Annotated in this window: 13 protein-coding genes and 1 pseudogene; 11 read left to right on the top strand and 3 right to left on the bottom strand. The window is 42.4% G+C overall.

What is annotated here, in order from left to right; all coding sequences use genetic code 11:
• Positions 1-176 precede the first annotated feature (176 nt).
• The 6 genes and pseudogenes from ACL9RG_RS20205 to ACL9RG_RS20180 all read left to right on the top strand — a co-directional run bounded on the left by ACL9RG_RS20205 (position 177) and on the right by ACL9RG_RS20180 (position 7,008).
• Positions 177-1,350, top strand: a pseudogene (locus ACL9RG_RS20205) (IS3 family transposase).
• A gap of 811 nt (positions 1,351-2,161) precedes the next feature.
• On the top strand, positions 2,162-2,560 hold the full coding sequence (locus ACL9RG_RS20200) for a negative control protein of sporulation (protein WP_422794438.1): 399 nt from the start codon (positions 2,162-2,164) through the stop codon (positions 2,558-2,560).
• Positions 2,561-2,911: 351 nt separating this feature from the next.
• The gene (locus ACL9RG_RS20195; protein WP_422794437.1) at positions 2,912-3,310 is read left to right on the top strand and encodes an Ltp family lipoprotein; all 399 of its coding nucleotides are present in this window, start codon (positions 2,912-2,914) and stop codon (positions 3,308-3,310) included.
• Between the two features lie 243 nt (positions 3,311-3,553).
• The gene (locus ACL9RG_RS20190; protein WP_422794436.1) at positions 3,554-4,741 is read left to right on the top strand and encodes a hypothetical protein; all 1,188 of its coding nucleotides are present in this window, start codon (positions 3,554-3,556) and stop codon (positions 4,739-4,741) included.
• Between the two features lie 865 nt (positions 4,742-5,606).
• The gene (locus ACL9RG_RS20185) at positions 5,607-5,909 is read left to right on the top strand and encodes a hypothetical protein (RefSeq protein ID WP_422794435.1); all 303 of its coding nucleotides are present in this window, start codon (positions 5,607-5,609) and stop codon (positions 5,907-5,909) included.
• A gap of 328 nt (positions 5,910-6,237) precedes the next feature.
• A complete protein-coding gene (locus ACL9RG_RS20180) occupies positions 6,238-7,008 on the top strand; it encodes a hypothetical protein (RefSeq protein WP_422794434.1) in 771 nt (256 codons plus the stop codon).
• A gap of 283 nt (positions 7,009-7,291) precedes the next feature.
• On the opposite strand, the gene ACL9RG_RS20175 is transcribed toward ACL9RG_RS20180, so the two are convergent.
• Both ACL9RG_RS20175 and ACL9RG_RS20170 read right to left on the bottom strand, forming a co-directional pair.
• On the bottom strand, positions 7,292-8,086 hold the full coding sequence (locus tag ACL9RG_RS20175; protein ID WP_422794433.1) for a hypothetical protein: 795 nt from the start codon (positions 8,084-8,086) through the stop codon (positions 7,292-7,294).
• Between the two features lie 176 nt (positions 8,087-8,262).
• Positions 8,263-8,451: a YjfB family protein gene (locus ACL9RG_RS20170; protein ID WP_422794432.1), complete on the bottom strand. Its 189-nt coding sequence runs from the start codon at positions 8,449-8,451 to the stop codon at positions 8,263-8,265.
• 555 nt (positions 8,452-9,006) lie between these two features.
• Here ACL9RG_RS20170 and ACL9RG_RS20165 point away from each other — a divergent pair.
• From ACL9RG_RS20165 to ACL9RG_RS20155, 3 genes are all read left to right on the top strand, one after another.
• Entirely contained in the window at positions 9,007-9,957 is a 951-nt protein-coding gene (locus tag ACL9RG_RS20165) for a nucleoside hydrolase (RefSeq protein ID WP_422794431.1), read from the top strand.
• A gap of 317 nt (positions 9,958-10,274) precedes the next feature.
• A complete protein-coding gene (locus tag ACL9RG_RS20160) occupies positions 10,275-11,168 on the top strand; it encodes a LysR family transcriptional regulator (RefSeq protein ID WP_422794430.1) in 894 nt (297 codons plus the stop codon).
• Positions 11,169-11,186: 18 nt separating this feature from the next.
• Complete coding sequence (locus ACL9RG_RS20155) at positions 11,187-11,771, top strand: TIGR00730 family Rossman fold protein (RefSeq protein ID WP_422794429.1); 585 nt, start codon at positions 11,187-11,189, stop codon at positions 11,769-11,771.
• 152 nt (positions 11,772-11,923) lie between these two features.
• Here the strand turns inward: ACL9RG_RS20155 and ACL9RG_RS20150 are convergent, their stop codons facing one another.
• Positions 11,924-12,229, bottom strand: a complete 306-nt coding sequence (locus ACL9RG_RS20150) for a DUF1471 domain-containing protein (RefSeq protein WP_422794428.1) — start codon at positions 12,227-12,229, stop codon at positions 11,924-11,926.
• 583 nt (positions 12,230-12,812) lie between these two features.
• Between ACL9RG_RS20150 and ACL9RG_RS20145 the strand changes: the two genes are divergently transcribed.
• The gene (locus ACL9RG_RS20145; RefSeq protein ID WP_422794427.1) at positions 12,813-13,148 is read left to right on the top strand and encodes a P-loop NTPase fold protein; all 336 of its coding nucleotides are present in this window, start codon (positions 12,813-12,815) and stop codon (positions 13,146-13,148) included.
• Positions 13,149-13,253: 105 nt separating this feature from the next.
• On the top strand, positions 13,254-16,292 hold the full coding sequence (locus tag ACL9RG_RS20140; RefSeq protein ID WP_422794426.1) for a P-loop NTPase fold protein: 3,039 nt from the start codon (positions 13,254-13,256) through the stop codon (positions 16,290-16,292).
• The last annotated feature ends 549 nt before the right edge of the window (positions 16,293-16,841 follow it).

Here is a 16,841-nt window from a genome sequence, read left to right as displayed (position 1 = left end):
CGATCTCCTCAGGGGACATAATCAGTATGTCGGAAGATCTCTAAAAGTGAATGGACCGTTTTGACGGGGTACTTACAATGGTTCCCACCTAAATATCTCGCTTTGTAGTGGTTTACTGAATTTGGCCACCTGAATAGAGGTGATATCATCACCTCATAGTCAAAACAGGTGACATTATGACAGGACGTAACAGACGCAATTTTAGCCCCGAGTTTCGCCTCGAGGCTGCCCAGCTTGTACTCGATCAGCATTACACCGTTGCCGCCGCTGCCACTGCGATGAACGTCGGCAAATCCACGATGGATAAATGGGTTCGACAACTGAAAGAAGAACGAGCGGGAAAATCACCCATAGCTTCGCCCATGACACCTGAGCAGATTGAGATACGTGAGTTGAAGAAAAGACTTCAACGCGTTGAAATGTAAAGGAATATATTAAAAAGGCTACCGCGCTCTTGATGTCAGACTCCCTGAACAATTCTCATTAGTTGAGAAACTCAGGGCGCGGTTTCCTGTTGCCGTTGTGTGCAACGTGTTTGGGGTTCATCGCAGCAGTTATAAATACTGGCGGCAGCCCAGGAAGCCTGACGCCACGAGAGTGGCATTACTGAGCCTTGTGCGTGAAGTTTATCGCGAAAGTAACGGTTCAGCAGGAGCGCGAAGCATTGCCGCAATGGTCACCACCAAAGGTATAAAACTGAGCCGCTGGCGGGCAAAAAAGCTGATGAAAACGCTCAATATTATCAGCTGTCAGCAACCTGGCCATCGTTATAAGAAGGCGTCTAAGGAACACATTGAGTTCCCTAATTATCTGGATCGCCAGTTTGCTGTTACAGAGCCTAATCAGGTCTGGTGCGGTGATGTGACTTATATCTGGACGGGAAAACGCTGGGCTTATCTGGCTGTTGTCCTCGATTTGTTTTCCCGTAAACCGGTTGGCTGGGCGATGTCATTTTTCCCTGATTCCGCACTGACAGGTAAAGCCCTGTCGATGGCCTGGGAAGCACGGGGAAAACCGGCTAATTTACTGCATCACTCGGATCAAGGCAGTCACTATACCAGCAGGAATTTCAGACAGTTACTGTGGAGATATCAGATAAAGCAAAGCCTGAGTCGCCGGGAAAATTGCTGGGATAACAGTCCAATGGAACGGTTCTTCAGAAGCCTGAAAACAGAGTGGCTACCGGATAATGGCTACGCGAATTTTAGCGAAGCCAGCACGGCAATAACGAATTACATCACAGGATATTACAGCCAACTCAGACCTCATCAATATAATGGTGGTTTGACGCCGAATGAATCAGAACGATTGTTCTGGAAAAACTCTAAAGCTGTGGCCAGTTTTTGTTGACCACTACAGTCACCGGGTACTTATGCTGCAGAACCAAATTGATACATTCCTGCTTGAACTCATGGGTAAACGTTTTTCTTCGCATTCTCACCTCGTTAGCGTTGCTCATTATATCTCTAACAAAGTGTCCGAAATGATTAGACCATTACAAACAAGCGTCTTCTTTTGATGGTTGAAGTAGGGGTCAGTTTGGATGTAGATAATTATTGTACGGTAAGCCTGTTATGTGAACAGGCTACGTTGTCGCAGTATGGTGTACTACCGCGCTATACAGCGTTTTCAGGGGATTTGGCCTTAATCGGATAACCTAAATGCGATAAAAGTAGAGCGATAACATAAAAACGATAGCCACTGACGCTAAATCAATCCATTACGTATCTAGTTTGCTTGAATAATGTGCTTAACGTACAAAATTTCCGATCTCCAAACTGAACCCTACCTTGACGTTTCATTGCTGTGAGCGGGAATGGTCTGGCAGAGCGAGGGGGGGCATCGGTAATATCTATCAAACCTGGGCGGCTGCGCCGCGTCACCGGCGACTATAAGCTGAGGTATCATATGTGACACTATTTGTCGCCTTCATGCGCTATGCGCATCTTAGCCACATCAGCAACTGGGATAAACGACGGCATCAGTGTTAGGTCCTGGAAGCAGGATAATTGATGGAGCCTAAAGGTAGAAATACCTAAAGTTTCCCCCTCTATAGCCGATACAAATTTACACTTCCCTTAAAACACAAGTCAGAGAACCTAAAATAGTAAAAAATTTGATTTCTCGGGACTTTCATTTGGATGAATATAAGGAAATTAGAATGCAAGCAATGTCGATATTTCTATGTGTTTACAGTGGAGATTCAACATTAACCACCTATCCCGTTCAGTCACCTATCTCCCCACTTGAAGCCCATTTATCACTTAAGCAAGTGTATATTGCTGGGCTATGGGACAACACAGGAAAAATTTTGGCTTCCCTGGTTCTGTTGTCGGATGCCGAAAATTCTGACGATCCGCTCATGGTTCAGGCAGTGAGTAACCTTTTTCAAACCTATAAACAGACACAGATGCTCTTTCCTTTGGCAGTTTCGGCTCCCGTATCGAGGATTAAGTTCCACCCAGAAAATGGCTCAATAGAGCAAGCTCTGTCATATGAAAATCTTGAATTTTTGTGCTCATCATTTTATTTAGACCACAGTATTTCCGGAAGAGCATAACAAAAATTAATTGATGCCGTACTAAATGGGGGCAGCTTGGAATTCTGAAATTATCCTACGTTAAGCGGTTTAAGCTTAGCGGGTGATTTCGTCCCATTGAGCGGAAACCCCTGACAGTAAGGGATGTACGGAACTATCAGGCTATCCATTTGTAGTTGTACTCACTTTCGGACATACAGACAGAGTGGTGTACGGTAATCGTTCGGTTTCGGACGCAGAAACGACACAGCAGCGTCAATTCAAGCAGTTGCTAAACACCGATGCTTAAAAACAGCCCTATTCGCCTTTTACACGCGGCCCCTGTAAAGTTGCACCGCGAGGCAAGGGCTTCGAGGGCGTAAGAGGCGCCTTATGGATTATGGAGATATTTCAATGGATTTTTTGAAGATAGTACTGACTGCCGCTTTGTTTGTCGCAGCGCCCACATGGGCGGGAGATTTGACTGGGCCTCAAAATAATGCCGTTAGATCTGCAGAGCAGTATCTCAGTATGGCGGGCTTCTCACGGAACGGGCTTATTGATCAACTCTCATCGGATGCAGGGGATGGTTACGAGATTTCTGACGCAACGGTAGCAGTGGACAGCCTGAACATTGATTGGAACCAGGAGGCGGTGAAATCTGCGAAGCAGTATCTCAGTATGATGGGCTTCTCGTGCAAAGGCCTCATTAATCAACTTTCCTCAAGTGCCGGAGACAAATACACCGTTGACCAAGCAACCTACGGGGCAAAACAGGCAGGTGGCTGCTAAAAACGACGTGGTTCAAACGATGGTTACACTCGAACCACCGAATTCCATTGATCGGGTGTTTTTTTACTCCGCATGCTGGTTTTATTAACGTAGGATAATTTCAGAATTCCAAGCGGCCCCCTCATAGTTTAAAAATCCAATCTATTAGGGGAGAGAAAAGTAAATGAGGAGGCGTCCAAATATGCTAGGATCCCCTTGGTTTTAGTTGGGTATTAGTAGATTAGTATGCTACAGGAGAAATAAGTGAATATTTTGGATTTTATTGGTTCTAGTTTGGTTAATGCGGATAATTTTTATATAAAACCGAATATACCTAAAAGTAAGATAATTAACGCAATTAACTCCTTTTGCCCTGACCTATCATCTAGTGATATATTGATAATAGTTGACGACACTGTTTTTGGTAGCGCAAAAAATGGGTTGGTTATTACCAATAATGGTGTTTACGCCAAAGGGCAAATGGCGAAACCTTTATCTTTCACGTTTAATGATAAAACTATTTTCTTTGTTGAGAAAAAAGTAATTTCTGTTTCTGTTTATTTAAATGATATTGAGTTAATAAATACAACTCAGCCGTCATATAAAGATTTGAATAATCTTTTTAACAAGCTTAATGATTTTATTTTAAGTAAATTTTCAGTGGAATCTCAAATAGCACCAACACCAGTACCAACACCAGTGCCAACACGAGTGCCAACACCAGTACCAACACTAGGACCAGCGCCGTCGAAAAAAACATCACTATATAGAACCCTTCCTAATGATGGTTTTATTAATGGAGTGCGTGTTAGTAAAGGGGTTGATTCTTTTTTTGGTTTTTTTGATGACGAAAAAAACAAAACGGCTGGTGAATTTGTTAGACATGAGGTAAATGTTTTTTTATCTAAAACAATTATCTACATAAGAAATGAATATGTAGATAAAAACAACATCCATGGTCTTAAAAATGATGTAACCACGCTAGAGTCTATAATTTATGCATTGGCTGTTCTTAGGCTTGAGATGAATGACCGATATGTTAATGAAAACCAAGTGAACTTTATATTATCTGAAGGTTTGACAGAGCATTTAGTTGTCGGTAAGAATGGGCGAGATAGGAATGTGGTTAGTCATTTTATTAATATATCTAATTCTCTTGGTGATGATCTTGATTCGATCACTGCGTCACTCTATCTCCGGTTATTCCTTGGAAACTTTAATGGTAAGGTCGTGGGAGAGGATATGAGTGATAGTATTGATATTGTAATGGAACGGTTCTTTAACGAGGAAATGATTTCTGAAGTCAACTCACAGGATGAATTATTCGAGTTAATAATGGGCAGCATGGTCGTTGAGTCTATTAATGAGATAGGTGATCTCACGATGGACAGAAAAATCACTCGAGATGCTCAAGCATGTGTCGATAGGATTCTTGATAAAATCCACATGTGAGACAAAACAACCTATAGTCGGATAAGCACAGCCAGTTGCGTGACTGTGCTCTGCTAAGAACGGAGCGTGCGACTTTCACCGCACTCCGCTCAAGCCTCTCAAAGGCATTTATTGTTACCCGGCAAAACTTCTCATAACGCGGTTCTGGCGACCTATGCCAGCTATTTCAGCTTTTCCTTGCGTGAACGCTAGTAACAGGCAAATAAGGGTTTTGTTTACTCTTTTCGTTAACGCCAGTAGCCATGTGGTTTTCGGCATTTCAGGTGTTAATAAACCCGGTAAAAAACTAATGTAAACGCGACTGTTCACGCTACAAGTTTATAGATATGAAATCATAAGATTACGTTCTTAACTTACGTTTCCGTACGGTTGGCCCTCCCCCCCCTACACAGACTCGCTGGGGTAGACCTGTACCGTACGATCTTCCACTGGCAGCCACGGCGGCAATGGTGCTATTTCATGCATTTTCCCTAACTTTGAAAAGCTTGCGCTGTCAGCCACGACGCCGGTATTGTTAAGCCCACGCACAAAAACACAAAAGGAGCAGCATACCGCCATACAGCTACCCCGAAAAATCGCTCGACGTGCAAGCTAGACTGTTGATGCTAGGTCTAAGGCCAAACCATCTCATGCTGATTGGCTCGTTCATCGTGGCTTACGGCTTGTTTGTGACGATGCTCGAACGTGCTCTTTGGACCCTTACCGAGACTGATGTCAACGGCGTGCGGCCATTTACCGAAAAAATGAACAGCGAGACCCAGTTCAAGTGCTTGGGTGACGGTAATCCCAACAAGCTAAATGCAATACCATTCTCAAGGTTGCGGCAGACGCGGCCGTAGACCTGAACGAGTATAGGAACAGTCTTGTGCATGGCTATATACTTTCGTTTGGCCCAGACAGCACACCTTTGTTCATGAAAAAACCTGGCTGGCACGGCGTCAAACGTAACAAAGAAGTCGGTAACGCCTATATTGACGAGCAATTTCAAGACTTGGTGCTAATTGCCGCGTGGACCTTGTGGGGCTTGGTAAGCCAGGTCGAAAAGTCTCTGACCGAGCCGGAGGCTCAACAGGCCATCGAAGCTATGGAAGACGACGTGCATCGAGCAAAAAGCTACGCCAGCGAAGCTCGACACCTACGCGCGCCCATGAACCACGAGAAGTATTAAACCGCCAATAATTACGATGTCTGCGGGGGTTGAAGCCTATTGGAACGAAAACGTACGTTAGGAGCATTTTAAGTCTATAATCTCTTGGAATTATTGGTCAGGCTTACGTTGACTTGGTTACCGAATTTATTAGTGCTGAAAACCGCATGGCTACGTGTATCAACGGGAAGACCCTCGTTTTCTCTACTCGCCCAGCCTGATCAAAAAAAATACTTAGCGTACAGTTTCGCACGGTTGGGCTTCAGACCCTGTATACCGATTGGCCACACGGGCGAAGTTGTTTTATCCCGAAGGGCAGTAATCTGGGTACTCTTTATGGGAGTATAAAATGAATAATATGAGAAAAACAAAGCCTGGTAGGTGCATAAAGATATGGCGATTCCTCAGTTCTGCAGATGCGCTTTATCACTGGATCGGCCTCGGCAGTCTAGCTGTACTGTTGATCAAGGTATTGGTTCTGAACGGTATCGCCGCTCCGCTGCGCTTTATGTCTTCGGTCAGCCCGGTAGTGGAGAGCGTTCTTGGCTCTGTGATCGCCAGCTACATTTTTTATATGTTTTGTATTCACCCTCCAGTTTTTGCAGAAAAGAAAACCAGTGCGGTGTTTGTTAATTTTATCCTGACACGGATTAAGAAGAGTTTTGAGGACCATATGCGCGGTGTATCCCCTACCCTGAGCTATGATTCAGCGGCGGATGATTTTTATAAAGCGTTTACGGGTATTGCCCCATTCACCAATACCGCTCCATTAATCATTCAGGTAAGCCCACAGATGATATATGCAGACTGGTTCGGGTACTTTTATAATGAAAATACTCGTATAAATGAAGAAATAACTCGTTTGATGGATTCGCGACTTAATCTGAACACAGAGATGACCTTCATCCTTAATCTGATTAACGACAGTACCTGGTTCATGGCTGTCAAAAGCATGACAAATATGAAAAACCAGATGTCACACTCTCAAAACCCGAACCCTTTTGTAAATTCAAGCCAGCCAGAGACTTCATTATGCAAGAGTATGTATGACCTGAAGGAGTTAATCAGAAGCTTGCAGCCTGCAATCGACGCCACGGGAAAACTAGCAGAACGGTTCTGACGCTCTGATTGTCATGTCCAGTCCTGTGTGATCTCGGGCCGTAGTTGATAAGCCGTGAATGCAGCTTTTTTGTATATTCAGGCTCTGCAGAATGGGCATCCCCGCGGGCGCTATTTCGGAGACTCTCCGCGCGCCATATTGGGGGGCTTCTTGGAAAACGGAAAATATCCTACGCTAAGCCAGTGACTTAAGCAGGTATGACTGTCCGCTTTGTGCCAGAAGCGGACATCGAACGAAAAATTCCCCTCAGTTAATGCTTTTTAAAGAGGGAAACATTCAATATTTAACCCATCCTATTTTTCTTGGAACGTGAGATGGTTGGATCTGGCGATGGAGGAGAGATCAGATTTTCATAGCTATCCATTGGAATAAAGCTGCTGTCCAATTCAGGATCGATTATACCTAGCATACTCGTGCTAGCATTAATAATATGTAATGGTTGTTCTGACGATTTTATAATTTCCTTCATCTTATTCACCGCATCTGGTGAATAATCGAGGCCAAAGCCGGAAAGATTTTCAGACAATGATTTCACCCAAGGATTGCCATAATGGGTCAATATACGACCCGGTACAGCTAATGGTGCTTCACTTATTAACTTCTCAACGAAAACTGTAGGTAAGGAAAAAGCTCCAGCACTCTCTCTTTTAATATCCACATCGTATAACAGAATATTACTTGCGTTTGTAACCTCTTGAATTCTAATTAACTGATCTAGTTTAATTGAATTAAATCCTAGTGGATCATATTTTTCATTGTAGTATTGCCTTTTAGCCTCATAAAAGACAACCCCCTCTAAATACAATTCAGATGTTAGCATTATTTTTATAAAAAACGCGATATCACCAAGTGCAGTTTCTTTCGCACCTTTTAATTTAAATGAATCCCATTTTATTCTCTGAGACATGGAAGTCCATTTAATATCTTGACCAAAACTTAGAAGTGCTATCAACATCCTAGTTGTTATATAGTTTTCACTCCATGAGTCTTGCTGCTGGTTTTGAAAGCTATCTGATAACTCTTTAACAATTGCTTTTTGAGCATTTATCACCCACTCATTTTTATTTATTTCTAGCATTACCAGTTCCTTTCAAGGTTACGATAAGGGTATTAAACTATTTAATAAACTTTATATTATTTTGGACGGTTAGTAACGCTACCTTTTTAAGGGATTTATTTTTTATATTTTCCTGCATCGTCCGATTCTCGCTCAAAGCAGACAATCCCCCCACCAGCCACCTACATATCATCAACTCAAACCGTAATATTAATATTGCGCCCAATTGCCGGGTTGGAAGGTAACGCTGGGACTGAGTTAATGATGCTGGCGATGGTTTCTTGTTGGTTATCCAGCGTCTTTTTTAGCAGGATGGTGTTTACCTTACTACCGAGATCCAGATTATCGAGGCCGCTGGCTGTTGAAGTGATTTGTGATACATCCATTTGATTCTCCTAAAAAATACGATAGAAAAGGAATTGCTCAAAGCTTATGACATAAGCTGTGATTAGTTATCGGCATTTCCAGGAATAACTTTATACTATTTATGCCTAATATTACCTCTGTGTTGGCAGAGTTATTCGCCCTATCCATTGAGCCTGCTGCAAGCAGCGACAAATCACTGACCTAAGTCCAATTCATCTGGATAAATTCGCTTACCGCCTTGGCACAACTGCGGTTATTTTTGTCTATTTATTCTCAATCATTTTATTTAATTATATTAAATATCTATATTCTAAATTCATATTTAATATACAAACAAACCATAGCAATTACTTTTCATGCATATTCTTTTAATCTTATTAAGAAATAATTCAAATTGAAATAATTTATAAACCCTAAACAAATAAGAAAAGGTTAACATTAGATATTGATATCTTAAAATTTGATAGCGGCTTTCATATTTATTGTAAGCACATCAGATCGCAGTGTTAAATAATTTGTGGAATTAATTTTTTATTTATGCATAAAATTAAATTCATACAAAATGAGGTTTGTTTATGAAGTTCTATGTTGATTGTGACACAGGGATTGATGATGCTTTAGCGCTTGCCTATTTGGCTGCTAATCGTCAAACGGTTGAACTGCTTGGAATAGGATCGGTTTGCGGGAATATTAGTGCTGAAGAAGGGGCAAGGAATAGTGCTAACTTGCTGAGCCTGTTTGGTATTAATGATACTCCCGTTGCTAAAGGCTCTAGCGATTATTTGTATAAAAAATATGAATGTCTCGTTGCGCATATTCACGGCAAAAATGGCATTGGCGATGTCTCTGTTGAACATTCAAAATCAGAGATTGTTCCACTATCTGCTGCCGAACTTCTTGTATCCCTAGCCCATAAGCATCCAAAAGAGATGAATGTTCTGGCTATCGGCCCCTTAACAAACCTTGCTATTGCGCTAGACATTGAGCCTGAGCTACCTAACCTATTAAGAAGTTTAACCATCATGGGTGGCGCAGCCATGGCCCCCGGTAATGTCACACCGGTTGCAGAAGCCAATATTGCAGGCGATCCTGATGCCGCCGAGAAGGTGATTAGACACTATAAAAACATTACGCTGGTACCGCTTGATTTAACCATGTCACAAACATTTGAAGAGTCAGACATCAAAAAACTGATCGACTCGTCCAGTGTCAGCAGCCAAACGTTAGGAAAAATGCTCCTTAAATACGTAGATTTTTATCAAAACATCTATGGCCGAAAATGTGCCGCGCTGCATGACCCCGTTGCAGCCATGATAGCGGTTGAAGGCGCTAACAATTGCCGCACGTTGCATTGCGATATCACGGTAGATTGTACGGAAGGTCCAGGCAAAGGGCAGACTATTTGTGACACAAGAAATATTTACTCCCCTTCTAATAATATGGATAAAACCAAGCCAAAAGTCATACTTGGCAGCGAAGCGGTTTTCTCGAAGCCTCTGCTCGATATGTTGCTGTCTCTGCCTTGATTTTATTAAAAATATATATGCGGACATTAACAAAGACAGAATAACTGTTAAACAGGATGAAAATAAAAATATGAATTTAAATATAACTCAATCCAATAAGCATTAATTATATATCCTAAGCCATCAACGTCTATTTTAAAATAGCGTTGCATTGCCACTCTTTCACCAACAGAGTTTGGTCTTGCAATGCTATTTTCATTTTAACTAATATTTATAATTTTCAAGACGTTTAGCCTTGCTTTCTGAAAATTTTAGAAGCATCGTGATTTGATACAAACATAAAGAGTTTAATCCGTGTCAATAACAATGAAAAAATCATGAAAATTACCAGTGAACATCTTGAACTGATTATAAAAATCATCGAAAAGGGGTCATTCTCTTCCGCCGCTCGTTCGCTGAACCGAGTGCCCTCAGCAGTGAGCATGGCTATTGCGCATATTGAAGCTGAAACAAATCTTACCCTTTTTGAACGCAGCAGCAGCGGCCTGCGCCCAACGGAGGCAGCGCTGGCGATAGAACCTTATGCCCGCATTGTTTTGTCAAAAATGGACCAAATTAATAATCGCATTATCGAAATAGGCGGTGGGATAAATACGTCATTAAAAATCGGCGTTGCTGCTGATGTGGATATATCGGCTATTATGACGGGTGTAACCCAACTCGCTAATAAATATCCTTTACTTGAAATCAATGTTATCCACAAACCCCATCAAGAAATAAAAGAAATGATGCATCGTGGTGAGATTGAAATGTCTGTCTCCTTTACCGAGTTCGAATATGATCGCGATGAAAATTTTAGCCTGATCTCTAACGATAAGTTAGTGGTCGTCGTTTCGGCTGCTTATTTTCAAAAAAATAAAAAAGAGCTTAAAAACCTCAATCTTTTGTCTGGTCTTAGACAAATTGTTGTTGCCAGCAACAGGATGCCCGTCCCCGACAAAAGAGTGGTTCTGGCTGAGTCGGTATGGTTTGCAGATTCTTTACCCATTGCTTTAAAACTGATTGAAGAAGGTAATGGCTGGGGAAACTTGTCCTATTCGGCGGTAGCCCCCTACTTGCTCGCAGAAAAATTAATGATGCCTAGTTTCGAAAACAGTGTTAATGGCTTAAATATTCCAATACATGCAACGTGGTTGAAAAAAAACACGCTGAGTAAAGCGGCTAGCGAGCTATTAAAATTTATTAGTAAGGCGAGCATTAGCGCTAATTAATAGATATCAGGAGAAAATATGACTTATAAAAATGATCAACTTAACGCTGTCTGCGTTTATTGTGGCTCTTCATCTGGCAACGATGAGATTTATACCGCACAAGGTGCCAAGCTAGGTAAAGCCATTGCCGAGGCGGGGATTAAGCTGGTTTATGGTGGCGGAACCACTGGCCTTATGGGCGCACTTGCGTATGCTTCCCTTAATGAGGGAGGTGACGTCGCGGCTATCATTCCAGAATTTCTAACAAATTTTGAAACCACCAGCAAAGCCTTAGAAATATTTAAAGATCTTACCATTACGCAGACAATGCATGAGCGCAAACATCAAATGTTTGAAAGATCCGATGCTTTTATTGCCATGCCGGGTGGAATCGGCACTCTTGAAGAAATCATCGAAATTATGACCTGGGCACAGCTCGGTCGGCATAAAAAGCCGGTTGTTTTGCTTAATATCAATGGATTTTGGGACCCGCTCATTCTTCTTTTAAAACATATGCAGAACGAGGGCTTTATACATTCCAAGCATTTGCTTGACCCGATTATTGTCTCTGATGCCTCTGAGGTTATCCCTGCTATCAGAAATAAAATTCAGGAGCTGGCATAAACTTTATTGATTACGTCAACGGTGCCTGCGGTGCGAATCAGCGTCACCCTGATTGAGGGTTTTGGAAAAAGGTGGGTTATACCCATTAAAAAATGCCGTATTCCCTTTCTGGAATGCGGCATTTTTAATTCCGTCATGACTGTTCTGAAGCATTAGCCATAAGCCGCTTTAGAATTGATGTGATAGAAGGTCGCGGTGGCGGCCATGACGTATTGATCTTCCTTACCCGGCTTGTGCGATTCCACATTAGTAATGTGATAACCGGCAGCGCCCGCGTCTAACGCCTTTTTAACAAATGCGTTATTGAGCTCTTCCATGGACGTTGCCCAAGAAACCGTTGTCACGCCGACGGCTTGGAGGGACGCTATTTCACGATGCGATAATCCTGTGCGAACTAAAACAGGCGTAACCGTCTTGGGGTAGAATATGGAGATGATATCATTAACTAAGTCTTTCATGGGCTTACCCCTCATCAGGTCAGGTTCTACATCGGATAGTAAGATAATGCCGTCAATAAACAGAGGCTGATGACCAATCTGATTTATTCACCGGCACTGTTCCAATAAACACCTATTTTTGTTTCGACCTTTAGCTTTAATTGCTAATTAGTTGTTAAGAAAACTCCCGCCACAATTAACGCAATTTTCAACGAGGATATTTGCAGTTGGTTACAGGTCAGGGGTTTCTGAAATGTCATCGCCGTAAAATTAACGCCCACTTTTAACTCGTTGCGAGCTCAAGGTTTTGCAAGGCAGGTTTGCGCCAAAAGCGGACCTTCCAATGCCTCCTACCTTTTGATTGCAATTCCTCCTTGGCGTACCTCCTTCACACGTCCACGCGATTAATCAGTACAGATCCGAGTTTACCCTTTTCGGATCTGCGGGATTTAACAATAAGGAAATGCTGCCATAGCTTCAAAAGGCACTAGGAATATTCTTATCATTAGCATTATGATGAAAACGTGAGCGATTCTGATGAATGCCTATTTTCACTGACCTTAGGTCATCCCCCCAGCAACAATGTGAAGCACAAGGAGAGCACGTGGCACTTAAACTTCAGCAGGAAATGCCCGCAGACAGCGACCTGTTCAAAGGTGGCAGCCACCAAAATGTGGCAGACAGGATGGCAGAGGTAATTAAAGAACAGGAAATTAATATTCTGGGTCTGGAGGGTGAGCTTGGATCCGGAAAATCGACCATCATTCATTTTTTAAAAAAATCCCTGTCTCCCGAATACACTTTTATAGACTTTGATGCAGAGATTTATCATTACGGTAATACGAAAAAAGCACTCATCGAAGTCATTCACGATGGCCTGAGCGAAAGTAAAGGGGCAAATAAGGACAACCTTGATAAACTCAAAAACACAGCACTGTGAAACATCGTAAAGTATGATAAAAGAGTAAGTAGTAGACTAAGTTGGTGGACCGTTAGCTTCATTCTTTTATGCCTACTTTCAGTGCAGATGGTCAGATATCTTATCTTGGACATCAATGCTAATGTCAAAATCCCGGGCACAATTTCAGGTTTGGTAATTTCTCTGGAAATAGTTGCGGCGCTTTCACCGGGTCTGCTTTTATTATGGCTTTTAGTAAGCCCGAAGCTAAATTTAAAAAGTTGGTGGGCCGCAAGCTTCGGTCTTTTATGTCTGTTTTCTGTGCAAGTGATGAGCTATCTTATTTTTGACATCAATGCCAATGCCAAAAATCCGGGAACAATATCAGATTTAGTAATAGCCCTTGAGATAGTTGCGGTGCTGACCTCAGCCGTGCTTTTAGTATGGATTTTAGTGAGCCAAAAACTTAATGCAAAACCTCGGAGTAATTCAGAGGACGTCACGACTGTGGGTGATCTCTTCAAGCAAAACAGTACCGATAGTATTACTGAAAAGTGGTTGATAAGCCGGGAAATAGGGACTATTGAATTAACGAACGCGCTCGCAGGTTTTACCAGTAGCTCATCTGTTTCTGCTGACGCAAAGTTTATTCTCATTATTGACAACCTCGACCGCATTAACGCCGACAAGGTTAAAGAGCTCTGGAGTGATATGGAGCTTATTGCGGGAACAACGCACCGGCAGTTCCGCATTATTGTGCCTTATTCCGCTCGCCATGTTGCAAAATCTCTTCTGCTAGAGGGCCATACCGGCCGGGAGTTTATCTCCAAACGCATCCCCGTTACTTTTACCGTACCACCTTTGATCACTGCCGGATGGCAGGACACGTTCCGTGAAATGTGGAAAGAAACCGTGAATGAGCGGATTGATTTCTCCTGCGCGGAGACCATGCAGATACTGGAACGCTGGCGTACTGCTGAGTATCCCCGGATGACGCCGAGACTCTTAAAAAAACTGGTAAATGACGTCCACATACTTCTAATGACAGTGCCTGCAGAAGCTCCGGAGGAATACGTTCTACTTGCACTTTATGTAGTTTTCGTACGCTACAACGAATCTGACGTAATGGCGCTACTGAGATTCGACGAAAATGACTCTATCAACATGCAGCCCAATGAGTATGAAGATAAGTTGCAGGCAACAAAAGCCCAGTTAAATCGTCTTTTTATGAATGATACGAATCGATGGAGTGAATTTCTGATGAGCATTCATTTCCAGGCATCGGTGGAGCTTGCGCGTACAGAGTTATTTGATTTGCCGCTTACCGAAGCAGTTAATAGCTGGGATGCTGTTGCATTGGAGAAACTGACAGGTATGTATGGATTCTCTCATGCATGGCAGCGCTGTGCCGGGCGCTTTAATATGTACGACTGGATGGAAACTGTCATAAAACTTTCCGACGATACTTTAATCAAAATCAAAGAAGAGCTAACCGGTGCCGTTGCCAGGCTCAACGCAAATTATGCATTATCTGAGCGGGAAATTTTTCGTGAGTCTTTCACCCAAAGCCTCAAATTTTTAGAAGAAAAAGGTTACCTCGGTACTGAAGATTTCATGGTCCGGCAGAAAAATTATGTCGTCGCAGAACTGAATAAGCTGCAGAAAATGCCGGAAAATGATGAGGTTTACGTCAGGGAGCTTCTTAAGGAGGCAGACCTCTATTCTGCAATATTTAAAACAAACCTGCTGGACCAGATTGAGAATGATGTTAGCGGTAAATTTTACTCCATGTACCTGCTGAATGAAAGAGAAAATCTGCCCAACCTCTGTATCAGTACTATTTCACTTATAGGTGCAGAGCAGGAAAACATGCTTCGCCACTTACTGCTGACTGAGGCGCACGGAATTTTCAACCCTAACGTCATCCGCTTTTTCGCACTATCAAGCAGGGCAGTAGAAAATATAGTTAATAACGAAAATGCAAACTTACCTGAAAATATAGTTAGCAAGTTGGGATTACTTCGCAACTCCGGCAGCAATGAGAATATAAATGATCTTCGCTATGTTATTTTCAACCCTGAGTGGTATGATAGTAAAATAACACCCAATTTAAAAAAACAGAGTATCATCAGCGAAAATTATCCTGAAGAATTTGCTGCTCACTTGGTCGCACATCTGGTAGCAATAAAAAACTACTCTGAAATACCGAATTATGCTGAAGGTTATGAAAATAATTTAAATTACATTAAGTTTCTTTCTTTCTATTTCCGCTACGCTCGGGATTTCAATGTTGTAGTGGATGCACTGAAAGACACTCAGTCGTCAGCGTATGTAAAGGATGCCATAAAAATTTTATTTATCGAAAATCATCTAGGCTTAATCAATACAGTTGATTACGTTAACACCTATTACCCGTTACTCAAGTCTGAATTGAGTGATGTAGATTACATGAGTCCGATTGTTAATCGCGAGCGTGGCTTACTCAGAAACATAAATGAAAAAAATATAGCAAAAATAAGCGTGGAATTTCTGGAGGACATTTTCTCCAGAAATCTGCTCAACAGATTTAAAAAGAAACTTCATACAATCAGCCAGGACATCATTTCAAGTAAAGAGCAGCTCTATATTGCCTTTAAAACGATCGAAAGTAACAGAAGCCTCGTTCTGCGAAGGATGGCATCAGCAGGAAAGTACGTAAATATGACGGCAGGTATCAGCCTCTTCGCGGACTGGTATCGGAATATTGGTGGTGTACAGCTGAAAGCTCCTAACAATGTAAGGTTAATATGGTCTTGTATTAATGAAGTGCAGCGGTCTGAAATACTTAAAGAACTCCACGATGTACTTATGGAAGTGGGTACGCTTAAAGATAACAGGCTCAAAGTCATTCATGACTTTCATGATGTTATTAACTTTGCCGAACCGGAAGGGAAAACTTCACGACGGGCGATTGCAGCGCTGTTCAATCTTACTTCCAGTGATGAGATATTGCGTTCGTGGCTTAATGCTCAGCAGTTTACTTTCAGCGCCTGGCCAAGGGCTGAAGCTGAGACAGTGAGTCAGGTAATTAACGAAAATCAGGACAATTTTCCTGATATTATCAGCCGCTCTTCATTCATCAGAAACCGTCTTCCCGTACTGGTGCCGGAGCAGGATGACACAAATGTAGAGGGAAATAAAGATTAGGCTTGAAACTACCTTTCGCATTTCGGCAGGCCCCGAAGAAGATGCTGCAGAACTGAAGTGGCGCTCATCAATGTGAAAATTGAGTCGCACAGGGAAGGGCCATGGAATGGCAGGATTTATAGGTCTGTAACCGGATGCACCGGACTAACGGCGCCTCTACACTGGCCTTACTGTCAATGTCATCTGGCCCCTGAATGTCCGCTCATCACTCGCAGCGGACCTTCAGCTTAGATAACTAGTCCGCTTCGTGCCAGAAGCAGACCTCAAGCTCCATTAATGCGATTATCGCAATGCCTTTGAGAAACGGACTGCGGCTGTATTGCTTGTGTAAGGAGCGTAATTTTCAATACGAACACCCATTTCGATTATAAAACCACTCTAGTGGCATGCTGATCCTTGTGTCTTCCGAGAAGCTGACAGCAATACTTCCTCCCACTATGTCTATCTGTCGTTCATACACGTGTTTGAGATGCCGTAAATGTGCCACTTTCTAAAAAGAAACCAATTTTTGGCGAAGGAACTCGAAACCTGTCAAAAGTTTCAGGGGAA

Origin of the sequence: Rouxiella sp. Mn2063 (genome assembly GCF_049319665.1) — a bacterium.
Lineage (GTDB): Bacteria > Pseudomonadota > Gammaproteobacteria > Enterobacterales > Enterobacteriaceae > JBMOUD01.
The sequence above is the reverse complement of the archived record's forward strand: the minus strand, read 5'-3'. Positions and strand labels throughout refer to the sequence as shown.